The following is a 20,925-nucleotide window of genomic DNA, read 5'->3' on the forward strand; positions in this document are numbered from 1 at the left end:
TATGAGACATCATTGTGATATAAACAGAGTAAAACGGATAAGAGAGGAGAGCCATAAATGGATGATTTTACGAAGAAGCGGATTATGAAAATTATGGACAGTTACACACAAAACAAAGTACCAGTTCATTTGAAGAACCAGATTAAAGTCAGTTACAAGATCAGAGGAAAAAATGTGACACTAATAGAAGAAAGACAAGGCTACAAAAGTGACATATGGGTGCAGATGCCAGTAGCTCAGTTCAGAATAGATGAAAAAAGCAAATGGAAAGTCTATTGGCAAGATAGTAAAAATAAATGGCATTTCATAGATGATATCGAACCGAATGAAGATTTTGAAACACAATTAAAGATAGTGGACGAGGGGCATAACGGAATGTTTTGGGGTTGATTCGAAGAGGTCAATGACATCTCATAACATCATATTCAAGCAGCGGCTCCGATGGAGCCTTGGTCTGCAAGGTGGATTTCGAAGAGGGAATTCAGCAGACAACCCCTTTGGGGTTCGTGAATACAGGAACGTTAGCTGAAATTGATACAAAGAACTCAAGTAGGTGAATATCCAGATGCCATATATAAAACCAGTAATTCGAGAACCTTACTACGATAAACCTTTATGGATTGAGAATGAGGTGACTCGAGAGGAGTTCACTTTGTTATCCTCAAAAAGTAGTACAGCTGAAGTTGAATTATTTTTATTGCACTTATTTGGCTACAACGGCATTGATGCATCGCAGTCTTTTAAAAAATCATTTAATGAGCTATTGGAGGAAGATGAAGTAGCGATATTAGGTGGGGTTACTTTTATACAGGATGAAGAAACGTTTATAATGCCTAGCTGTTGTTGTGGGCTTGAGGAATTTCAAACTATCACTAATACTATTAATGCCAATCAAAGCCCATGGCTAGGGCATGACCCGTCACCTGGAATTAAATATTATGAAGATTATGTCTTAGTATGGTCAGATGATCCAGAAATACAAAAGGAAGAATTATTTAGTATTAGGTTTACCTATAAAGAACTATTAGAGGGACTAGAGAAATGCAAAAAGGACTTATTAGGATTTATAGAAGAACCATTATACAAATGGATTAAGGTAAGAGATGAAGAAATAGCTAATCGAATGAAGCAAAGAATGCTTCAATGGTTCTTAAAAGACGATTATTCTTGAATGCATTCCAGGAAGTCAGGAACATCAGCTAACATTATATCCACGCTTCGGGGCCTACCGGCCCCTCGGTCCGCCCGAAGGCATATGTAGGGAAGTGGAATCAGGCGGACACATCCGCACCGACTAACCGCTTTGCGGTCGCTCCCGTTGGTCGCTTAAGTCGGTGGGATTTCGTGGATACAGGAACGTTAGGCGAAAGATATGCAAATTATACCAAGGAGGAGTATATGTATTTATCTCAATTAAACTTAGAAGATTTAGAACACTCAACTATAAATAAGATTATCTTTGAGAACCTTGATGACGATGGACAAATAGGGGATATCATTTTGGTTTTTGGAAGTAAAACAGCACCTAAATACAGAGTGCCAAAAGCAGTAGAACTATTAAATGATAGTAGAGCGAAAAAAATTGTTATGTCAGGTGGTCAGTCTGACCCACCAGAAGCACTAAATATGAAAAAAGCTGCAATAAGTCTAGGGGCTAGTGAATCGGATATCTTACTTGAAACAAAATCAACAAACACAGCAGAAAATATTATATACACAAAAGATCTGTTAGAAGAATACTATGGGTTGAAAAATATAAAAAGAATTTTATTAGTTACTAATTATTTTCACTTAAGACGTTGTTTGTTATCGATGAAAACCTTTATGCCTGAATGGATTGAGTATAGCTTATGTGGAGTTTTAGATACCAATACACGTCCTGACAATTGGTGGACAAATGACAAAGGAAAGACACGTGTAATGAATGAAATTTATAGATTAGTTAAATATACAAAATCGAAAGAGATTATTGATTGTTTGATCTAGAGGGCATATCCTTCGCCTAACATCATATCCACGCTTCGGAGCCTTACGTTTCCTCGGTCCGCCCGAAGGGGAGTAGCAGGGGAGTCGAATTAGGCGGACACATATGCACCGACTATCCGCATCGCGGGCGCCCCTGGCGGGGCTTAAGTCGGTGGGACGTCGTGGATACAGGGAACGTTATAAGAAAGTCGGGCAAAAGGAAATAAGGAGAATCTAAACAAATGACAATTATTAGTATTGAGGGAGCAAGTGCTGCGGGGAAAACTACAACATCTGCGACGCTTGCAAATCAAAATGGATCATTTCATATTCCTGAGGTCGCAGCATGGTGGGAAAAGCCAGAATTAGTTTATCCAGAATGGTTTTTTGAGAGGCAGGTAGATCGATGGAAGATTGCGACCGAGAAAGAAAAAGATGGTTTAGTGATTATTGATATCGATTTATATCAGCCGTTTTGGTACAATTGGGCTTTTGATTTTACGTTATTTGATGGGCAGTCATTAGAATTTGTTGAAAATTTTTATAGACCACTATTGAATCAAAGGAAGCTAGGGTTCCCTGACAAATATTTTATTCTACACACACAGGAAACTAATCTGAGACAAAGGAAAGCAAGTGATGAGACTAGATTGAGAAGAGGATTTGAACAGAATTTAAGATTTATTGAGCCCCAAAAGAGATATTTTCAAGCACTAGATAATTTTTGCCCAGGATTAGTTTGTTTTATTGAATCAGATGAAATTGAGACCAACGTAAGAAAGATAAAAAGTGAATTACCAAATTGTAAGAGTACTCATAGACATTCGATAGAGTTGTTTGATTTTATGGTTCATTGGTTGAGGGAGAATAAAGCATCTTGTGCGAGTAAACTCAAAGAAGGCCCGACCATCTTATAACATAATATTCACGCTGCGGCTCCTTTGGAGCCTTGGTCTGCTGGATGAATTTTGTGGAAGCGTTTCAGCAGACACATCCGACTTCGCCGGACGTCGTGAATACAGGAACGTTATATGATAGAAATGATGTGCAACAAATAGAAAAGGGAAAATGCAAGAAAGCAGATAAGAACACTTGTACGTAGATGTAAACATAGGTAAAATATAGATACAATTGAATCTTGGGTGGGTATGGTTTCCCTTCGAAAGGAGGTGAAACCATGGAAGTGAAAGATGCGATGACCCTAATGCTATTATTCGGAACATTTATTCTTGCACTTTTAACGTACATCAATAACAACAAGAGAAAGTAAAAACCCACCCCAAGGTTGAGAGCCAAAGGTGGGTTTTTGTCCTGACTTGACTTAAGAAGGGATTAACCATCCAAGCCAATTGTACTGACCAAGTGTTCGCAGCACTTGGTCTTTATTTAAGAATATGATAACACAACTGAAAAGATGAATCAAAATAAAAAGAGCAATGAAATAGAGCGGATAGTAAGCAATGCCAAAGAAGAATTTCCATTATATAACATATTTAAGCTGCGGCTCCTTTGGAGCCTCGGTCTGCGAGGTGAATTGCGAAGAGGGATTTCAGCAGACAACCTCTTCGGGGTTCGTGAACATGGAAACGTTAGATGCAATTGGGACAATGCTTTTTGCAAATCAATGAAGAAAGGATGAAAGATATGAATATCTCTGAAGTGATTATAAATCCTGTATTCAATCATTTGTTTCTAACAATTGAACATCCCGAAGGGCAGTACGAGTACATAGGTGATGCATTAGGTAGAGATTGCATGATTACCAGATTCAAAGACGGATGGATGCGAATGTATGATGGTGACGGTATGCTCAATGAGAATTGGTATACATGGGGTGCTGATGTACTAGCTCCATTCGATGGAGTTGTGAAATCTATATTTATAAATCCGATAACTAATAATCCCGGAACTTTAACACCAGGAAGGGCAAGTTTTATAGTATTTGCAAGAGAAGATGGTGTTCTTGTTACTTATGCCCATGTAATGGATATAAGCGTTGAAGAAGGTGACATCATCACGACTGGTCAAGTAGTTGCGAAAGCTGGGAACAATGGATATTCCAGAAATCCACATATTCATGTGGGGGCATGGATTGGTGATACTCCATTACAAATCCGATTTGACTTGCAGAGAATGGGAACCCAGATGAAGGAATTTGGAGAAAGACTATATTTATGTTAACTCAAAGATGGTCCAACAACATATAACAAAGTATTCACGCATCGGTGTATCCGCCCCTCGGTCCGGCAAAGGAATTTCGGGGAAGAGATGACAGCAGGACAACCCTGCACTGGCTAAGTCCGTCGGACACGCGCTTACGTGCTTAAGTCAGTTAGGGTTTGTGAACAAACAACGCTAGATGAAATAGCCTTAAAGAAAAAAAACTTTCATCAAAGCTCAGATGTACTTTAAGTTAAACCAGCTTAATACATTTTTGAACTTCAACGAGCTATCTGTATGGTAAAGTGTAGATTATCAGTAATTTTTAAGTGCAAATTGCTTAGATGTGGGGGGATAATTGGTGTTAGAATTAGCGAAGAATGAGTTCGAGACTGTTCGCTTTTTATGCAGCGGTATAAGTAATACAGTTCTTTTTGCAAATATAGAAGGAAAGATAGGAAGGACATGGATTGACAGTAAGAAGAAGCCTGCGTACTCCGTAATTATTGCAGGAGATTTCGCATTCTTACTTGGAAGTGTCGAAGCTTTGAAAGAAGTAGATGTTCCATTGCGGTTTGTTCTTGAAGAATGCAGGGGGAAAATCATAATTACAAATGAGTTTTCTTGGATATCCCTTTTATCTCAACATTACTCGGATTCATTCCAAAAGTTTAACCGGTATTCCTTTAAGAAAGAACCGACTTTCCAAGTAGAACAGTTAGAAGAGAACATAAAAAGGATAGATACTGCTTTCAAAATCGTACCCATAGATGAACATATTTACCCAATGGTACTGCAAGATCCCTTTATGGCAGATTGTTGTTGTTTCTTCTCTTCCTTAGAAGAATTTATGCAGCATGGAATTGGATTTGTTATCCTCAAGGATAATCAGATTATTACCGGTGCTTCTTCTTATACTTATCATGAAGGGTGTATTGAAGTTACAATTGGGACACATCCCTTGTACAGGCGCCAAGGTTTGGCACTAGCTTGCGCATCAAGATTGATTCTTGAGTGTCTGAGCCGAAATATCCACCCAAACTGGGACGCAGCCAATTTAGAGTCAGTTGCTCTTGCAGAAAAATTAGGTTACAAAATGGAAAAAGAATACGAAGTGTACTCTATATAAACAGTCACACTATGGGGACGGCGTTAAGATAACAGGACACGGTAGTTGAGTGTTGCAAAGAAAATAATTGAAAGTAATTCAAAGAAGGCGGATACATCTTATAACAATATATCTACGCCGCGTCGCTATCGCTCCTTGGTTTGCCCGAGGATTTTCGAAGAAGTAGATTCAGGCAGACACCCTTGCAAGGCTAAGTGGCGGAGCCACTCATTCGCTTTGCTACTTTAAGCCTTTCGGGTTCGTAGATACAGAAACGTTATAAAAAAAGAATATAAAAAAGAGGTGTCATATCGAATGGATATTGAGATTACAAAAATAACAAAAGATCAAGCGGATACTTTTTTGAATTTGTATAATTTATATTTGTATGACTTATCAGAATATACCTGTGAAGATCCGAAAGATGATGGGAAATTTGATCCAACAAATACTTACCTGTATCTAGAGAGAGAGGAGTTGCATCCATTTTTTGTTATGCATCTGGGGAAACCAATCGGCTTCATATTAGTTTGTGCGCCTCCGTTTGTTCCAGAAGGAGTTGATTTTACAATACAGGAATTATTTTTATTAAGGAAATATCGTGGTAATCGAATTGCTTCGTTAGGAATAGAGAAAGTATTTAAGCAATTAAAAGGAAAAATTAGTATCGGTCAACTCGTGGAAAATAAACCAGCAGTGAGATTTTGGAAGAAATATTATGAGGAGCATAATATTGATTACTTCGAAGAACAAGAGACTATTGAGATTGATGGCTTAGGACTACAAAAAGTGATTTCACAAACTTTTGAGATTCCGAAAAACTGTTAAGCAATTCGAAGTAGGCATTCCAATCATATAACATCATATCCACGAATCGGGGCCTGACGGCTCCTCGGTCCGCCAGAAGGAGAGTAGTTGGGAAGCTGGATTCAGGCGGAAAAAGCCGCAATGAGTAACCGCATCGCGACTTTTTCCGTCAGTCCATTAAGTCGGTGGGTCGTCGTGGATACAGAAACGTTATTTGAAAGATGACTAAAGGCTACAAAAGGAGAAGACTTTGATGATTACAATACATAAAGTTGAATACGAACAAAAATCTATTTTACGGAATCTTCTTGAATTATATAAATATGATTTTAGTGAGTTTGATCCTGATGATGATTTAAACTCAAATGGACTTTATGAGTACAAGTACTTAGATCATTATTGGACAGAAGACGGAAGATATCCATTTTTGATCAAAGTAGATGATAAATTAGCTGGTTTTGCTCTTGTTAGAGATATTGGGAAAAATGAATCTGATCAAACTGTATACTGGATGGCAGAGTTTTTTGTTATGAAGAAATATAGAAGAATGAGAGTCGGGCAGTTTGTTGCCTATGAATTATTTGATAACTTCAATGGTCATTGGAAAGTTGCTCAGATAGAAGCAAATACGCCAGCTCAGGCATTTTGGAGAAAGACAATTGAAAGGTATACGAATGGAAACTACTTGGAAATAAGAGATGATGATTGGGAAGGACCGATTCAAACATTTTCTTCAGTAACTCCATGAAGAGTCATACCTCACATAACAAAGTATTCACGCATTGGGCGTTCGTCCTCGTTCCGGAACGAAGTTAGAAGAAGATTCGGAGGGGAATACTGTGACTGAAATTATATTTTGAACACGTTAGAGTAGGGAATACTTCAGATGAAAAAGTTAAAGCTTAAAGTTGTAGGTGGAGTTTAATCAGAGAATTTACAAAATGCTTGATTCCAGTCCTTGATGATTTTTTGGCGGACATGATTAAGTTCTTGTAAAAGGTAATTTTTATATAAACTACATTAATTTGAAGTTCTATTATCCAAATAGAAACATTTTCTCTATGTATCGCGTCTAAACTTGCAAATGATCCTAATTTTAGGAGTGATACATATGTTCAAGAAAATATCTTTTACAATGCTGGCAGCTTATATGCTTATCCTGCCTAACTTCAGCTCATCCAGCTTTGCTGCTGATACACCAATCACCATAGACAGCGGTATTTTAAAAAACAATCGAGTACTTATCCCGCTAAGAGCTGTTTCTGAAAACCTCGGGGCAGATGTGAAATGGAATCAACAACAAAAAACCATTACGATTGCTAAAGAAAATACAGAAATGGTTCTCACCATTAATTCTAATAAAGTAATGCTTAATCAATCGGAGATTGTATTGGATGTTCCAGCAGAACTAAATTACAATTCCACATATGTACCTGCTCGTTTTGTAAGTCAAACTTTAGGAGCGGAGGTAAACTGGAATCAACAAGCGAGTCAGGCGACGATCACGTTAGATGGGAAGCAACTCCAAGTAACCATACAAAAACCACAAGTTCAAATTCCGATTGCAAAAAAAATCACGGATAAGCTCACGGATAAGCAAAGACAGGTATTCGTAAACAAATTAAATGAAGCAACGGATCTATCTTCGATTAAGCAAATCCGAGCGACCTTCAGCCCATATTTTACGGATAAATTTATCAATGAAATCATTCGTAGCAAAGGGTTGAAATATGATTTTAAATTTACAACCGTTTATCAATCGGCCATCAGTTATACCAACACCAATACCGCCAAATTAAGTCAGTCTTCGGGTCCTGATTCTAAATATGCTCCTAATGAAACACTCTACAGAACAGCTAAGCTTGTATATACCAATAAAGGCTGGAAAGTGGATGGGGTAGATTTCTCCTTGGTCAATGAAGTATTCAATCCGTAACACTACTTAAAAGAATAAGACGGCTCCACATCGAAATGTGACGAAGAATATTTTGGTACACATCCATATATTTATACTGACTAGTAATTGTGGAACCATGAGGGCCAAGTACTGAACCGTATATCTTGGCTTTACCCCATTAAGATATAGCTGATTTGCTATTTTGGCCATCAAGGCATTACCCAATCCATCCGCATCAGGGAGAACAATTATCAAAGATCATAAAGGAATAGGTGACAAAACATTAAATTACTTTTTATCTGTAGTCGTAATAAATGGCGTAGTTTAACTGCTGAGAAGATTTTTGATAAATACAATGACTATGAAGTAAGATCGGCTGGAACGGAAGAAGGAGCGAGAATTAAGGTAACTGAAGGACACATTGGGTGGTCAGACTTAATTTTTGTAATGGAGAAGAAGCATACGAGAAGGCTTAAAGATAAATTTCCAATCAGCCTAAAGAATAAACGATTAATCTGTCTTGATATCCCGGACGATTATCAATTTATGGATGAAGAATTAATAGAAATATTGAAGTCAAGAGTATCAGAACATATTGAAGTGCCCGAATAACTAAATTTGAAATATTAACAAGACATGAAAAGAGCTTTAAAACATAATGACACTTATTGGAGGTTAATTGATGGGAGCATGGGGAACTGGAATTTTTGAGAACGATGATGTATTAGATTGGAAGGCAGATTTACTTGATTCTGATGGCATCGAATTCATTGAAGAGACGATTGAAGAAGTATTGGAAGATGAATATATTGAGTCAGATTTAGCTTCAAATGCTCTAGGGGCAATTGAAATTCTTGCAGCATTACAAGGTAGACCTGGGAAAGAGATATTGAATAATCAAAGTAATACTGGAGATCTATATGACTGGATCAATACAAATAAGGGTAAAGGAAAAAAACTCATTTCAAAAGCTAAACGAGCAGTTAAGAAAATCAAGAAAGAATCAGAACTAAAAGAGCTATGGGAAGAATCAGAAGAATATCCAATCTGGTTAAATACAATAAATGACTTAGAGAATCGATTGTAAAGGAAATGGATAGCTTTTCAAGCAGAGATAACTTCACATAACAAGAAGTTCAAGCGACGTATCCTTCGAAGTCTTGGTCTGCGGGAGGGGTTTCAAAGAGGAATTTCAGCAGTCAACCCCTTCGGGGGTTCATGAATACAGGAACGTTATGTGAAACCATGGAAGTGAAAGATATAATGACTCTGATGCTTTTATTTGGAACATTTATTCTTGCACATTTAATAGAGGTATTTTTGTGGATGAGTAGAATATTCCATTAGCAATGTATAAGAAACACATCCAGGTTGAATTTTATTAAAATGTAGTTAATGTATTATGTTGAAATCCCTCATGAACAAAGGAGAACTGAAAATGAGAAAACTCGTTTTATTTCTGCATGCTTCGCTTGACGGTTTTGTAGAAGGGCCGAATGGTGAAATGGACATTGGTTGGGTTTCATATGATGCTGATTTGGAAAAGCATGCAAAAGAAATTCTGAGTACGGCCGACACTGTCATTTGGGGGCGGGGGACTTATCAGATGATGTACAGTTACTGGCCATCTGTGCCTGCTGATCCATCTGCTTCGCAACATGAACGGGATCATGCCAAGTGGATCGAAAAGACAGCCAAAATCGTTTTTTCCACAACGCTGGATAAAGTCGAATGGAACAATTCAAGACTGGTGAAAGAAGATGTCGAGAAAGAGATCAAGAACCTCAAACAGCAGCCAGGCAAGGACATGGTCATCCTCGGTAGCCCCAGGTTCGCACACCACCTTATGCAGCTTGATTTAATTGATGAGTATAAAATTACGGTTTCTCCCGTTCTGATCGGTAAGGGATTGCCGTTATTCCAAGGTATCAAGGAGAAGGTCAATCTTAAACTGATTGAAAACAAGACCTTTGATTCTGGAGCCTTAGGTCTTGCTTACCAGACGATAAGATAACCGTGTCACCTAAAGTAGATTACTAACCGGTAAAGATAGTTCAAGATAACATACGACCCAGCCTAAGATAGGAGCTATCTAGGGCTGGGTCGCGTCATGAATAAGGAGTCACTGGAACTGCCAGTTGGCAGATTGGAACTCTACGAATCCATAGTAGATGGACGGAGAAGAGAAGTTTATGAAGAAACAGGCTTGGCCGTCCAACTCCTCAGGTGAGTACGGTTCGCTGTGGGACTGATTACCGAGTAATCCTCCCTTTTCCACCAATTTTTTCTTCGCAAATATCACACTTTAGGGTATCATATACGTAATTCACATATCTCCGGGATATGTTGTATATACAGATACATAAATTAGATGTTATACGAAATTCGTTAAATTTAATAATATACATAAGGAGTGAATATATGAGTTTATTTACTTTGAGCGCTGCTAATGAGTATGCTCGGGCCAATGATATAGAAACGTGGGTTCATCTTTTTTTGAATGGAGAAGGCAACAACATAGTCATGTCAGAGGAATTAAAAAAGAAAAAACGCTATTGGTTAGGACCTATTGAAATTGATATAAAATATATGGAAAGAGTTGTTGGACCAGAAAAACATTTAGAATATGTGGAGGATATTAACTGGTGGAACTACAACATTGATCAAATCTGCAATAGATTAGAAGCTGGGTGGGACATGCCTCCATTAATTGCGGAAAACAGAAATGGTAATTTTAAATTAAATGATGGTAATCATAGACTCGGTGCATTACAGAAATTAAAAAGGAAAAAATACTATCTTATTATTTGGGATGACTACTCATATGAAAACATAATAAATCAATTAAAAACTTGTGGTGTTAATTTGAAATAATAAGCATGATTTGAATGTTTATTCGAGAAGCAAAAATTCTGTATAACAAAGTGTTCACGCTTTGGGTCGTTCAGCTCTCGGTCCGACAGGGGCAGTTCGAGGGAGTGGAGGCAGTCGGACACATCGATTTCGGGCGCACATTATTTATTGAACTAGGATCGAATTTAAGAAATTCATTAGGAAATACTGCTCTTCGAATTGATCATATTGGCTCAACATCAATCGAAGGAATTGATGCAAAACCCATTATAGATATTCAGATATCAGTCTTAGATTTTGACCGGGAAAAACAGATTTGTAGGTATTCTCATGGCAATGACTTTAGATGACCTTCCATTCACGCGTCGTAGCCTGACGGCTCCTCGGTTCGCGAGGTGCATCTTCAAGGAAGAGGTTTCTGGCGGATAACCCTGCTAGGCTAAGTGGCAGAGCTACCCGGCGACTTCGTCGCCTTGAGCCTTTGGGGTTCGTGAATGCTGGAACGTTATCCAAAAGACTCACGATACTACATTTGAAGATAGAGGTGTAAGTATGTTCTTTTTACAGATGTCGGGATTCCCAGGATCAGGAAAGTCAACACTAGCAAGACAGATTAGTCAAGCAACCGGAGCTGTCATTGTGGATCATGACATTACCAAAACAGCAATTATGAAATCGTTATCACTGCAAGGGAATACGTTGGAAGGTAGAGCGATAGGACAACTATCCTATGATGTAGATTGGTCGTTGGTGGATTTTTATTTATCGAATGGACACAGTGTCATTATGGATAGTCCTTGTTTGTACAGTAATGTATTAGAAACCGGATTTGAATTAGCGAGAAAACACCAAAAGAGATATAAGTATGTGGAATGTTATATAGAAGACATTGAAATAATACGAAATCGATTAAAAAATCGAGAAAGACTTCTGAGTCAAATCGAAGCACCATCATCAGAAGAAGGATTTTATAGGGCTATAAAAAACAGTAAAAAACCAGAAGGAGAGAAGTATATAGTGGTAGATTCATCGAAACCAATCGCAGATTACTTTCCAAAAGTTTTGGAATATATAAATGAATGAAAATAACACTGCATTAACGAATTGGGTCATCCTTCCCTTAGTCAGCGGAGGTTATTGGCAGAGAAGTAGATACTGCTAACAACCCTGCGAGCCTAAGTCTGACAACTTGTTGCGCTCCGCTCCACTTAAGGCTCTCGGGTTCGTGAATACATAAACGTTATAGAAAATCAGCGCAAATACAAAAGAATTAAGGGGTACAAAATGATAAAAAATCAATTGTTATTACCGAGTAAATTAATGGATTTATCACAGAAGTTGATTAAAACTACAATCATTGAAAAAGGAAGAGATTATCAGTCCTTATATATGTTAGAGTTTAGTAATTCTCTAAAGTATGTATTAAAAGAAAAGAACGTTGAAGACTCTGGAAGTTTAATGGACGAAGCAGAAAGACTAAAATGGGTAAATGGGATAATTCCGGCCCCAGAGGTGATCAGCTATCAGGTGGAGAATGGAAAAGAATACATAGTTATGACCTATATAGAAGGTTGTGCTGCGGAAGAATATCAGCAGGGAGAAGGGCAAAAAAGTCTAGGTTATATTTTAGGAGAAGGTTTAAGAACAATACATAATGTCCCCATCAATAATTGTCCTTTCGATGATTTTTCACCGAAAAAACTTATTGATCTAGTAAGAAAGAATATTAAAGAGAGAAAAGATGAAGTTATTAATGTAGTTAATAACGTTTTTCCTAACTATACAATTGAGCAACTGACTGATTTATTGGAGATGAATAAAGCGTCGGAGGAGGAGCTAGTTTTTACCCATGGTGACTATGGTTCAGGAAACGTAATGATAAATAAAGGGCGTATTGAAGCATTTATTGATCTAGGAGGAGCGGGAATATCAGATGCATATTATGATATTTATTACTTGGTAAAGAGTCTTACTTATTATACTGATAGGAAAGAAGAAGTAGAGGAGTTTATTAAAGGCTATGGAATTTCAGAATTAGACGAGGATAGAATGAAATTCCATCAAATCATAGATGCTTTATTATTGTAATTTCTTAATTATCTGCCAAACGGTATCTGAAATCAAGGCAAACCAATAGTTTAAAACTTAGGAGCGTGAGTTGAATATGGAAAATTCGAAATTAAAAGATCTTATTGAACAATATTTAAAGGCGTACAATGCGTTTAATATCGATGGAATGATAGATGTTTTACATGAAAGCGTTCATTTTAAAAACATTACAAACGGTAATGTAGATACACAAACACAGGGAATTGAAGAATTCCGTGCCTTGGCAGAACAGTCAGCTCAGATCTTTTCGCAAAGATGTCAAGTGGTTAAGAGCATTGCCTTTACAGATGATAAAGCAGAAGTTGAAATTGATTATGAAGGAATATTGTCCGTTGATTTACCTAATGGAATGAAGGCGGGAGAATCCGTAAAACTTCAGGGGAAATCGATCTATCAGATGAAGGATGAAAAGTTAGTATTGATTGAGGATTACAGTTAAGTTCCCTCGGCAGCTGAGGACATTTAGGAGGAGTCTATATGATATTAGAAAAAGTTATAAATCAAATTACGATACAAAGTGAATATAAGGATTTGGTTGATAAGTATGTAGAGCATATCCTGAACGAATTCAAAGATAAAATTCATAGCATTTATATGTGCGGCTCGATTCCAAAAGGAACGGCTACACCTTTTAAGTCAGATGCAGACTTTACGATTGTATGTGCAAATCCTGAAGATATAGATTACGAAAAATTGTCAAATATTAAAGATAAGCTTTTGGAAGAATACCCATTTGTCACGAAGATGGATACGATCATTTGCTCGATTGACGATGTATTAAGTAGACCGAATGATTGGGGGTTTTGGGTTAAGATCATCTGTGTTTGCATATATGGGGAGGACATTGGTGAAAAGGTACCCCCGATCATCATTTCTCCAGAATTCATTTTAGATTTAAATACAGATACCAAGGAGGAAGTGGATCGTGTACGTCGTTCACTATCTAATGCTAGTGATGACGCGATGAAAACCAGATATACTAAAGGTTACTCGAAGAGATTACTTCGTGCATTATACTCGTTGATTATAGAAGATACAGGGGTATGGGAAGACGACATGGCCAAGATGAAAAATGCTATATTAAACTATTGCGAGATCGACCCCGCTTTAGTTGAGTATCTGTATGCTTGTTATTTGGATAGTAGCAGTGTACCAGTTGAAGAGTTTCTGGGAATTGCAGATCAAGTGTATGACTATTTTGAAAATGCCTTGAAGACAATGGCTGCTTCCAGAAATTCCTCCCGCTAACACCATATTGACGCTCCGAGTCATTGTGAGAAGTAACTAACCACATCTGGCTCACTAAGCCCGTTGGGACGTCACTGCATTAGGTGTTCTGCAAGCCACACAAGTATAAGCAGCGGCTCTAAGGGGCCAGGAGAAGGACGTCGTCCATACAAAACGTTAGCTGAGATGTCTACACTGCATAATATATATACATCCAACAACAATAAAACTTATCGCAGGTGATTTCAGTGGAATTAAAAATACTCAAAAAACAAATTAATGTAGAAGATTATATTAATCTAAGGGAAATCGTGGGTTGGGGTAGTCCTGAAGATAAAGAGGCCATTGAACTTGGATTAAAGAACACTTTATATTCCATCTGTATAGAGCATGAGGAGAAGACCGTAGGATATGGAAGAGTCGTAGGAGATGGTGGTTTTACTTTTTATATCCAAGATATTATCATTTTACCTTCCTATCAGAGGATAGGTTTAGGCAGTAAAATAATGACGGAACTTATGGAGCATATAACAAGAGCTTATCCTGCAGGAAGTTTAGTGGGACTCATGTCAGCAAAAGGCAAAGAGGAATTTTATAAGAGATTTGGATTCATTGAGAGACCAAATGAAAGTTATGGTGCAGGAATGATCCAATTCATAAAGAAACAATGAGGAAGAGAAGAAACAATTATAAGTAGTATGCCTCAGGCTGCTTGAACGTCATGAAAACAGGAACGTTATCAGACATAGTTATGTTTTAATGTTGTGAAGGTAAAAGATGAAAATATTTCGGGGAAAACCATCCCCATCACTCTTGGGCAGTGCCAATTTATTTGATATTAAAATGAAAATCGGAGGTTACCAATGGATATTAAAATTCGTGAAGTAAGAGAAAGTGATTATCCTGAAATAGTATCGCTTTGGAATAATGACTTGGGAAGTCCTAACGTTAATCTTGATAATATTTCCGAACGGATTGCAAAAATGAAGAAGGATGAAAACTACAAAATATTCGTAGCACTGTTTGAAAATAATGTTGCAGGTTGTATTTCGGTCGTACAAACAATGGCATTGGAATACGAAGTTGGATACTTGAAAATTAATGGTCTTGTTGTACGAGGAGATTTTCAGAAAAAAGGCATAGGATCTAAACTTCTAAAACATGCCGAAGATTATGCTTTAGAGAAGGGGCTTTCTTATCTCATATTAAATACCGGCTTTCAACGAACAGAGGCGCATCATTTTTATGAGTCCAAAGGTTATGATAAATTGTCTTATTGTCTCACAAAGAAGGTGTACTAGAGAGAATTAATAAAGCCTATAAAACAAGGATATTTGCGTCTCCTTTGGAGGTGGGGGCTGCTGGGTGAAATTCGACCCGAGGTAATTCAGAAGATCCCCCTCTGAGTTCATGAATACAGCAACGTTAGATAAATCCCGGAATTCAAAAAACATTGGCCTATGTAATCTCAAGGAGGAAAACTTGAATGATTTATATCGTTAGACATGGACAAACCGATTTGAATAAAGAGGGTAGATTGCAAGGTAGACTGGGAATGCCATTAAATGAAGCAGGAATTCATCAAGCGCAGGTACTAAGAGACGAGCTAAAATCGATTAAGTTTGACTACGTTTTTTCTTCTCCTCAAGAAAGAGCTATTCAAACTGCTGAAATAGTGAGTGGCTTGAAGGCCGTAATTGATAAAAGACTTGATGTATTTGATCTGGGAGAAGCGGATCGATTACGAAGAGAAGAAGTAATAATGTCAGGTTCAATACCTGACCCCAGTCTGTATAAGGGTGTAGAAGAAATTAAGATGTTTATACAGAGAGTTTTTCATTTTATGTCAGACGCAGAAGAGAAATTTAGTGGTGAGAATACAAATATACTGATATCTGGACATCGCTGCACTACAGGTTGCATGGGAGCATATTTTCTAGGAATTCCGGAAGACAAAAATGTATTAAAGTACTCATCAGATAATGGGAAATATAAAGCTTATGAATTCAAGTAGATAAGTAGCAAGCAATGGAAGTAATTCAAAGAAGCCCCTGGGCATCACCTAACATCATTTTCACGTTGCGGACATTCGTCCTTGGTCCAGAGGACACCCAGCATGCGCTGGGTCGTGAACACGGAAACGCTAAAATAAATGGCCGTAAATTAAAACATGCATTAGGGGAATTTATGGAGCATCAAATAATTGAGTTGAGAGATTATCCAATTTTTTAAAAAAGAAGCAATCGAGTATTTATGTAATGGGTGCATACACTTATTTATAGGGAGGAGTTATCATGATTATCGTACATGCACTTCCGAGAACTGATTGGGAGTCAGCATTAGTGAATGGTACATATAGAGGGTCGCTAGAGAAGGAAGGATTCATTCATTGTTCTCCAATTGAGAAGATTGCATCTGTTGCAAATTATAATTTCAGAGGAGTACAAGGACTAATAATACTATGTATCGACGAATCAAAAGTTAAGTCTGAAATCAGATGGGAAGATTTGTACAATGAAGGAAGAGAGTATCCCCATATATATGGTGAGTTGAATCTGGACTCTGTAATAAAGACTTTTGATTTCGAGCCGGATGAAAATGGGATATTTGTATTACCTAAAGAATTAGAAGAGATGGTATAAAAATAAAGGACCGTTACGCGTAATACCCGAAATAGAATGAAATGGAGGCAATGCTGTTGAAAGATCCGTTGGTTTTAACTAATCCGAGTATTGAACTGAAAGACGCCTATTTGAGTTTTTATCAGGAATGGAAACAAAGTGGAGAAGGTATGGTTCCATGGGTGATTCAGAAAGACCCCGAAAACTTTGAAGACATGATTACCTGGCTTAATCATAACAAACAAGGAAAGAATACCAATGGTTTTGTTGCCAATTCAACTTATTGGCTAGTAGCCAATGATATTGTTGTAGGCGCAGTAAATATTAGACACGAATTGACAGATAAACTATTTCACAGTGGTGGACATATTGGCTATGGAATCAGACCGTCGGAAAGACGGAAAGGATACGCTGCAGAGCTTTTAAAACTGGCATTACTAGAATGTAAAAAGCTTGGAATATCGAAGGTGCTTTTAGTATGTGATGAAATTAATGAAGCATCTAAAAAGACCATCGTTAAGAACGGTGGATTAAGGGATAAAGATTTTATAGAAGAAGATGGAAACGTATTAAATAGATTTTGGATAGAGACTTGAAAGCTCTTCAAAGAATAGACCAATAAGCGCTGCATGACTTGGGAAATAATTTCTGAAGGAGGTGTAACCGAGCAAATTTCCACACATCCAGATTGGAGGAGGAAAGTTACAGGTGGAACTAGAATTGAACCTAATACCACTTAAGATTCCAGCAGGCTATGCCATAACGTATAACAAGTTCTATGATGTAGAACCTGTTCTAGTATGGATAGTGACTACTTTATTGAAAATTGGGGGTTCTTCACAGAAGACTTATTACAGATTACGAAATTAAAAATAAAAAAAGGGAAGTGGTACATCCCTGAAAAAGAAGAGGTTATGCTACTGGATCTAGGATGGTACCCCGATTCAGATATGAATGGTCAATATTGTTTGCAGCTTGTTGATGGGAACTGGAATGAGATTAAAAGTATTTGTTCCAAAGATCGATTTCTTATAAAAGAGACACTCGAAGAATGGATGGAAGAACAACAACGAATGTAATCAATACCTGATTAAGGATCGTTCAAGGTATTAAAATCGTTATCGTTTATAACTAAAATTTTCGAGGTGAGCAGTTTGAAATATTTTTATGGAGTGTTATCCATTTTAGGAATAGCGTTACCTTACATGGAGTTTATTCCTTGGATTGGCGAGAATGGGTTTAACCTGACGTTGTTATGGAATGAAGCAAGCCAGAATCGAATTAGTGCTTTTGCCTGGTTGGATGTACTCGTTTCGGCCGTTGTTTTAATTGGATTTATTATATATGAAGGAAAGCGAGTTGGCATAAAGTATAAGTGGATACCGATCCTTGGGACATTAACTGTGGGTGTTTCTTTGGGATTGCCATTATTTTTATTACTGCGTGAAATTCATATGGATAAAATGAAAGATAGAAACCTAAAAGATCTGGAATATTTTTGAGTAATGGTGTATTGCTTGAAGTAGTAAAACAAGAAAGTCCAAGCTATCTTAATAATCCTGAGTCTTCTATCGAAAACTTAGTGGATTTGCTAATTGAATACTTTGTCGGAAGATATGAGTCATATATGTCTAATTACAATATATTAGGTGTAGGAGTTTCATTTCCTGGTCCAGTAAATAGTGTAGGCGCGGTTTCTTCAGCACCTACACTTTGGGGCGGAATAAATACTAGGCACATTCCTTTAGCTGAAATATTAAAGAAAAAGTTAGATATAGAAGACATTTACGTGGTAAATGATATGACAGCAGCGGGCTATCGATATTTTGATACTTGATCTGAATTTAGTCACATCTTTCGGAATCAAAAACAGACCTGGAGATAAAGAACAATTAAACGTTCCTATGTTTTCCGTCTATATTGATCAAAGCAGAACCATATTAATTTGTGATTCAATAAATTCCAGGGTCATTGAAATTGATTTAGAAGGCAATATAGTGTGGCAATACGGTAATGCTGGAGAACTTGGATCAATTGACGGTTTGTTGTGGAAGCCGACATGTGCAAGACGTTTGGCTGATGGCAGTACAGTTATCGCAGATTCAAAGAATCAAAGAATTATCACCGTAGACTTCTCAGGCAAAATAGTAAATGAAATAGGGCACTCACCTGTTGAAAAACACCTCCTTACTTATCCAAGAAGTATTCAGGAAGTTAATAATTATTGGATTATTGCAAACACTCACAAAAATAACTTTTGCTTCTACAACAAACAATCTGGTATTTCAAACTTCTGTTCATCACTTGCAGGTTCTTTTAACGATTATAATCATGATGACCAGCTTAACAGTTTGGGTGATCCCCACCATATTGAAGTTGAACGTAAGACTGGTAACCTACTTATCACCTTGACAAGCAATAACGAGATTGTTGAACTTAACCAAAACGGGGAACTGTTACGAATCTGGGCAGATCTAGACGACCCTCATTCTGCTAAGTACTTTTCAAAAGGAATAGTGATAGCCAATTCTGGTAAAAGCCAAATTATTTTGATAACAGTTGATCAAAGACGCGAAGAGATAAATGGTTTTTATTCATTTGAAGATAAAAAATGGGACACGTTTAATAGACCTAGGTTTATGATGCCTTATTTGAAAGGTTTTTTAGTTATGGATACAGCCAACCAAAGGATGGTATATATCTTAAAAGATGGTGAGTGGTATGGTAAAGTAGTAAAAATTATATATCCCGATAAGCTTCCCCTTAAGAAGCTCTGCGCTGCTCGTTGGATTGAAATCGCTAACAACGGCGATCTACTTATTACGGATACAGAAAATAATCGAGTTATTCAAGGGACTCTAATCTTATAAGGTGGTGTGAGCGATTATTATTTCTTTTTCTGGGATTGATGGTGCAGGAAAAACAACGTATGCTCAAAAAATAGCAGCAGCTCTTTATGTTAGAGGATATAACTCTGAATACTGTAAGCCGGATTATGTTGTTAATGAGATAATAAAAAAATATTGTGAAAATGAATTTGGTGATCCGTTCTCATATATTCCAAACATCAATGGTAATATGTATATTTACGGTATTTTAATTGATTGGTTGGATACATTTAATAAAAAACTTCAAAATCATTCTAATAAGATACTTGTGTTGGATAGATATGTTTATGATATCCTTGCTCAAGGTCTGCATTATAATGCCAATATTGAACCTATGATAAATTTGATTTCCCATTTTTTTCACCCTACCATAAGTTATTTTATTGATATCGAGCCCATAGAAGCTTATCAAAGGTTAACAGAAAGACTCTCACCCCCAATTCATCATTTAGAAAGTTTGGATAATCTAGAAATTTTAAATAAGTGCTATTCAGAGGTTTTCTCAAGAATTAATTGGAATAGAACTCATATTTCAGCCGGCATGCCTGTTGAAGAAATCTTGAGTCTACTTATATCAGAATATAATGACATGTTGTCAAATTACGAAAGGTAGGAGAAGACCATGAGTTCAGGTATTGAATGGCTTGATTGGGTTAAGAGGATTCAAGCCATCGCGCAAACAGGTTTGACATATTCAAAAGATGTATATGATCTTGAACGATATGAAGAATTAAGAGCCCTTAGTATTGAGATTCTTGAGAATTATACTAATGTAGGAATGGATAAGATTAAACTGCACTTTGGAAGTGAAACGGGGTATGCTACTCCTAAGGTAGATATACGTGGTGTTGTTTTTCAAGAAGGTAAAATACTCTTGGTAAGAGAAAAGGCTGATAATGCATGGGCGTTACCAGGTGGTTGGGCTGACATTGGCTATTCTCCTTCCGAAGTAGTAGTTAAAGAAATAGAGGAAGAATCAGGGTTCATTACTACATCGAAACGAATACTAGCTGTACTTGATAAAAAATTTCATGATCATCCACCAGAACAGTATCATGTATATAAAATTTTTATTCATTGTGAGATTGTTTCGGGCGATCCAAAAGGGGGGCTTGAAACTCTTGAGGTTGGTTTCTTTGATAGAAAAGAGATACCTACACTGTCACTTGAAAGAAATACTCCTAACCAGATCCAAACGATGTTTCAATTTCTAGATGACCCGCAGAAAGCAGTAATTGTTGATTGAGAAGTGTCTCTCTCAAGAGGTTAAAAAATCAAATTAGGGGGCTA

At 37.1% G+C, this 20,925-nt stretch carries 32 protein-coding genes; all 32 read left to right on the plus strand.

The window, feature by feature from the left end:
• Positions 1–57 precede the first annotated feature (57 nt).
• Positions 58–390 (plus strand): DUF3024 domain-containing protein, encoded by a 333-nt coding sequence (locus ACQSGY_RS04815; RefSeq protein ID WP_427050901.1) that lies wholly within the window; start codon positions 58–60, stop codon positions 388–390.
• A gap of 175 nt (positions 391–565) precedes the next feature.
• Entirely contained in the window at positions 566–1,171 is a 606-nt protein-coding gene (locus ACQSGY_RS04820; RefSeq protein ID WP_427050902.1) for a hypothetical protein, read from the plus strand.
• A 173-nt stretch (positions 1,172–1,344) separates the two neighbouring features.
• Entirely contained in the window at positions 1,345–1,986 is a 642-nt protein-coding gene (locus tag ACQSGY_RS04825; protein ID WP_427050903.1) for a YdcF family protein, read from the plus strand.
• Positions 1,987–2,207: 221 nt separating this feature from the next.
• Positions 2,208–2,882, plus strand: a complete 675-nt coding sequence (locus tag ACQSGY_RS04830) for a hypothetical protein (protein ID WP_289373752.1) — start codon at positions 2,208–2,210, stop codon at positions 2,880–2,882.
• A 260-nt stretch (positions 2,883–3,142) separates the two neighbouring features.
• Positions 3,143–3,235 (plus strand): putative holin-like toxin, encoded by a 93-nt coding sequence (locus tag ACQSGY_RS04835; RefSeq protein ID WP_007431380.1) that lies wholly within the window; start codon positions 3,143–3,145, stop codon positions 3,233–3,235.
• 323 nt (positions 3,236–3,558) lie between these two features.
• Positions 3,559–4,146, plus strand: coding sequence for a M23 family metallopeptidase (locus ACQSGY_RS04840; protein ID WP_427050904.1), 588 nt, complete (start codon positions 3,559–3,561; stop codon positions 4,144–4,146).
• A gap of 340 nt (positions 4,147–4,486) precedes the next feature.
• Positions 4,487–5,254, plus strand: coding sequence for a GNAT family N-acetyltransferase (locus tag ACQSGY_RS04845; RefSeq protein WP_427050905.1), 768 nt, complete (start codon positions 4,487–4,489; stop codon positions 5,252–5,254).
• A gap of 294 nt (positions 5,255–5,548) precedes the next feature.
• The gene (locus ACQSGY_RS04850) at positions 5,549–6,061 is read left to right on the plus strand and encodes a GNAT family N-acetyltransferase (RefSeq protein WP_427050906.1); all 513 of its coding nucleotides are present in this window, start codon (positions 5,549–5,551) and stop codon (positions 6,059–6,061) included.
• Between the two features lie 232 nt (positions 6,062–6,293).
• On the plus strand, positions 6,294–6,788 hold the full coding sequence (locus tag ACQSGY_RS04855; protein ID WP_427050907.1) for a GNAT family N-acetyltransferase: 495 nt from the start codon (positions 6,294–6,296) through the stop codon (positions 6,786–6,788).
• A 363-nt stretch (positions 6,789–7,151) separates the two neighbouring features.
• Positions 7,152–7,976 (plus strand): stalk domain-containing protein, encoded by an 825-nt coding sequence (locus ACQSGY_RS04860; RefSeq protein WP_427050908.1) that lies wholly within the window; start codon positions 7,152–7,154, stop codon positions 7,974–7,976.
• A gap of 243 nt (positions 7,977–8,219) precedes the next feature.
• Positions 8,220–8,549 (plus strand): low molecular weight protein tyrosine phosphatase family protein, encoded by a 330-nt coding sequence (locus ACQSGY_RS04865; protein ID WP_289376950.1) that lies wholly within the window; start codon positions 8,220–8,222, stop codon positions 8,547–8,549.
• A gap of 70 nt (positions 8,550–8,619) precedes the next feature.
• Complete coding sequence (locus ACQSGY_RS04870) at positions 8,620–9,024, plus strand: DUF4259 domain-containing protein (protein WP_427050909.1); 405 nt, start codon at positions 8,620–8,622, stop codon at positions 9,022–9,024.
• Positions 9,025–9,182: 158 nt separating this feature from the next.
• Positions 9,183–9,284, plus strand: coding sequence for a putative holin-like toxin (locus ACQSGY_RS04875; RefSeq protein WP_427051195.1), 102 nt, complete (start codon positions 9,183–9,185; stop codon positions 9,282–9,284).
• Positions 9,285–9,375: 91 nt separating this feature from the next.
• Positions 9,376–9,951: a dihydrofolate reductase family protein gene (locus ACQSGY_RS04880; protein WP_427050910.1), complete on the plus strand. Its 576-nt coding sequence runs from the start codon at positions 9,376–9,378 to the stop codon at positions 9,949–9,951.
• Positions 9,952–10,047: 96 nt separating this feature from the next.
• Positions 10,048–10,167, plus strand: a complete 120-nt coding sequence (locus ACQSGY_RS04885; protein ID WP_353957318.1) for an NUDIX domain-containing protein — start codon at positions 10,048–10,050, stop codon at positions 10,165–10,167.
• A gap of 191 nt (positions 10,168–10,358) precedes the next feature.
• Entirely contained in the window at positions 10,359–10,811 is a 453-nt protein-coding gene (locus ACQSGY_RS04890; RefSeq protein ID WP_427050911.1) for a hypothetical protein, read from the plus strand.
• 14 nt (positions 10,812–10,825) lie between these two features.
• Positions 10,826–11,140, plus strand: coding sequence for a GrpB family protein (locus ACQSGY_RS04895; RefSeq protein WP_427050912.1), 315 nt, complete (start codon positions 10,826–10,828; stop codon positions 11,138–11,140).
• Positions 11,141–11,342: 202 nt separating this feature from the next.
• On the plus strand, positions 11,343–11,873 hold the full coding sequence (locus tag ACQSGY_RS04900; RefSeq protein WP_427050913.1) for an AAA family ATPase: 531 nt from the start codon (positions 11,343–11,345) through the stop codon (positions 11,871–11,873).
• 201 nt (positions 11,874–12,074) lie between these two features.
• Entirely contained in the window at positions 12,075–12,878 is an 804-nt protein-coding gene (locus ACQSGY_RS04905) for a phosphotransferase (RefSeq protein ID WP_427050914.1), read from the plus strand.
• 76 nt (positions 12,879–12,954) lie between these two features.
• Positions 12,955–13,338 (plus strand): nuclear transport factor 2 family protein, encoded by a 384-nt coding sequence (locus ACQSGY_RS04910; protein WP_427050915.1) that lies wholly within the window; start codon positions 12,955–12,957, stop codon positions 13,336–13,338.
• A 38-nt stretch (positions 13,339–13,376) separates the two neighbouring features.
• Positions 13,377–14,147, plus strand: coding sequence for a nucleotidyltransferase domain-containing protein (locus ACQSGY_RS04915; RefSeq protein ID WP_427050916.1), 771 nt, complete (start codon positions 13,377–13,379; stop codon positions 14,145–14,147).
• 227 nt (positions 14,148–14,374) lie between these two features.
• Entirely contained in the window at positions 14,375–14,797 is a 423-nt protein-coding gene (locus ACQSGY_RS04920) for a GNAT family N-acetyltransferase (protein WP_427050917.1), read from the plus strand.
• 192 nt (positions 14,798–14,989) lie between these two features.
• Entirely contained in the window at positions 14,990–15,427 is a 438-nt protein-coding gene (locus ACQSGY_RS04925; protein WP_427050918.1) for a GNAT family N-acetyltransferase, read from the plus strand.
• Between the two features lie 185 nt (positions 15,428–15,612).
• Positions 15,613–16,140 (plus strand): histidine phosphatase family protein, encoded by a 528-nt coding sequence (locus tag ACQSGY_RS04930; protein ID WP_427050919.1) that lies wholly within the window; start codon positions 15,613–15,615, stop codon positions 16,138–16,140.
• Positions 16,141–16,420: 280 nt separating this feature from the next.
• Entirely contained in the window at positions 16,421–16,768 is a 348-nt protein-coding gene (locus ACQSGY_RS04935; RefSeq protein WP_427050920.1) for a DUF952 domain-containing protein, read from the plus strand.
• Positions 16,769–16,824: 56 nt separating this feature from the next.
• Positions 16,825–17,343: a GNAT family N-acetyltransferase gene (locus ACQSGY_RS04940; protein ID WP_427050921.1), complete on the plus strand. Its 519-nt coding sequence runs from the start codon at positions 16,825–16,827 to the stop codon at positions 17,341–17,343.
• A gap of 204 nt (positions 17,344–17,547) precedes the next feature.
• Positions 17,548–17,826 (plus strand): hypothetical protein, encoded by a 279-nt coding sequence (locus ACQSGY_RS04945; RefSeq protein ID WP_427050922.1) that lies wholly within the window; start codon positions 17,548–17,550, stop codon positions 17,824–17,826.
• A 66-nt stretch (positions 17,827–17,892) separates the two neighbouring features.
• Positions 17,893–18,249 carry a DUF2834 domain-containing protein gene (locus ACQSGY_RS04950; RefSeq protein ID WP_427050923.1) on the plus strand — a complete coding sequence of 119 codons (357 nt, stop codon included), beginning with the start codon at positions 17,893–17,895 and terminating at the stop codon, positions 18,247–18,249.
• Positions 18,246–18,584, plus strand: a complete 339-nt coding sequence (locus tag ACQSGY_RS04955) for an ROK family protein (RefSeq protein WP_427050924.1) — start codon at positions 18,246–18,248, stop codon at positions 18,582–18,584. Before ACQSGY_RS04950 ends, ACQSGY_RS04955 begins: the two co-directional genes overlap by 4 nt.
• Complete coding sequence (locus ACQSGY_RS04960; protein WP_427050925.1) at positions 18,574–19,617, plus strand: hypothetical protein; 1,044 nt, start codon at positions 18,574–18,576, stop codon at positions 19,615–19,617. Before ACQSGY_RS04955 ends, ACQSGY_RS04960 begins: the two co-directional genes overlap by 11 nt.
• A 34-nt stretch (positions 19,618–19,651) precedes the next feature.
• Positions 19,652–20,248: a hypothetical protein gene (locus tag ACQSGY_RS04965; protein ID WP_427051196.1), complete on the plus strand. Its 597-nt coding sequence runs from the start codon at positions 19,652–19,654 to the stop codon at positions 20,246–20,248.
• A 9-nt stretch (positions 20,249–20,257) separates the two neighbouring features.
• A complete protein-coding gene (locus ACQSGY_RS04970) occupies positions 20,258–20,881 on the plus strand; it encodes an NUDIX hydrolase (protein ID WP_427050926.1) in 624 nt (207 codons plus the stop codon).
• Positions 20,882–20,925: the final 44 nt, after the last annotated feature.

The sequence above is a fragment of the Paenibacillus sp. TC-CSREp1 genome, assembly GCF_050171015.1.
In the GTDB taxonomy this organism is placed as follows: domain Bacteria; phylum Bacillota; class Bacilli; order Paenibacillales; family Paenibacillaceae; genus Paenibacillus; species Paenibacillus silvae.

Excerpts from the sequence above, each read along its gene's own strand:
- ACQSGY_RS04815 (WP_427050901.1), top strand. The coding sequence starts at position 58 with ATGGATGATTTTACGAAGAAGCGGATTATGAAAATTATGGACAGTTAC.
- ACQSGY_RS04820 (WP_427050902.1), top strand. The coding sequence starts at position 566 with ATGCCATATATAAAACCAGTAATTCGAGAACCTTACTACGATAAACCT.
- ACQSGY_RS04830 (WP_289373752.1), top strand. The coding sequence starts at position 2,208 with ATGACAATTATTAGTATTGAGGGAGCAAGTGCTGCGGGGAAAACTACA.
- ACQSGY_RS04835 (WP_007431380.1), top strand. The coding sequence starts at position 3,143 with ATGGAAGTGAAAGATGCGATGACCCTAATGCTATTATTCGGAACATTT.
- ACQSGY_RS04840 (WP_427050904.1), top strand. The coding sequence starts at position 3,559 with ATGCAATTGGGACAATGCTTTTTGCAAATCAATGAAGAAAGGATGAAA.
- ACQSGY_RS04850 (WP_427050906.1), top strand. The coding sequence starts at position 5,549 with ATGGATATTGAGATTACAAAAATAACAAAAGATCAAGCGGATACTTTT.
- ACQSGY_RS04855 (WP_427050907.1), top strand. The coding sequence starts at position 6,294 with ATGATTACAATACATAAAGTTGAATACGAACAAAAATCTATTTTACGG.
- ACQSGY_RS04860 (WP_427050908.1), top strand. The coding sequence starts at position 7,152 with ATGTTCAAGAAAATATCTTTTACAATGCTGGCAGCTTATATGCTTATC.
- ACQSGY_RS04870 (WP_427050909.1), top strand. The coding sequence starts at position 8,620 with ATGGGAGCATGGGGAACTGGAATTTTTGAGAACGATGATGTATTAGAT.
- ACQSGY_RS04875 (WP_427051195.1), top strand. The coding sequence starts at position 9,183 with ATGGAAGTGAAAGATATAATGACTCTGATGCTTTTATTTGGAACATTT.
- ACQSGY_RS04880 (WP_427050910.1), top strand. The coding sequence starts at position 9,376 with ATGAGAAAACTCGTTTTATTTCTGCATGCTTCGCTTGACGGTTTTGTA.
- ACQSGY_RS04885 (WP_353957318.1), top strand. The coding sequence starts at position 10,048 with ATGAATAAGGAGTCACTGGAACTGCCAGTTGGCAGATTGGAACTCTAC.
- ACQSGY_RS04890 (WP_427050911.1), top strand. The coding sequence starts at position 10,359 with ATGAGTTTATTTACTTTGAGCGCTGCTAATGAGTATGCTCGGGCCAAT.
- ACQSGY_RS04895 (WP_427050912.1), top strand. The coding sequence starts at position 10,826 with ATGTTTATTCGAGAAGCAAAAATTCTGTATAACAAAGTGTTCACGCTT.
- ACQSGY_RS04900 (WP_427050913.1), top strand. The coding sequence starts at position 11,343 with ATGTTCTTTTTACAGATGTCGGGATTCCCAGGATCAGGAAAGTCAACA.
- ACQSGY_RS04905 (WP_427050914.1), top strand. The coding sequence starts at position 12,075 with ATGATAAAAAATCAATTGTTATTACCGAGTAAATTAATGGATTTATCA.
- ACQSGY_RS04910 (WP_427050915.1), top strand. The coding sequence starts at position 12,955 with ATGGAAAATTCGAAATTAAAAGATCTTATTGAACAATATTTAAAGGCG.
- ACQSGY_RS04915 (WP_427050916.1), top strand. The coding sequence starts at position 13,377 with ATGATATTAGAAAAAGTTATAAATCAAATTACGATACAAAGTGAATAT.
- ACQSGY_RS04925 (WP_427050918.1), top strand. The coding sequence starts at position 14,990 with ATGGATATTAAAATTCGTGAAGTAAGAGAAAGTGATTATCCTGAAATA.
- ACQSGY_RS04930 (WP_427050919.1), top strand. The coding sequence starts at position 15,613 with ATGATTTATATCGTTAGACATGGACAAACCGATTTGAATAAAGAGGGT.
- ACQSGY_RS04935 (WP_427050920.1), top strand. The coding sequence starts at position 16,421 with ATGATTATCGTACATGCACTTCCGAGAACTGATTGGGAGTCAGCATTA.
- ACQSGY_RS04945 (WP_427050922.1), top strand. The coding sequence starts at position 17,548 with ATGGATAGTGACTACTTTATTGAAAATTGGGGGTTCTTCACAGAAGAC.
- ACQSGY_RS04970 (WP_427050926.1), top strand. The coding sequence starts at position 20,258 with ATGAGTTCAGGTATTGAATGGCTTGATTGGGTTAAGAGGATTCAAGCC.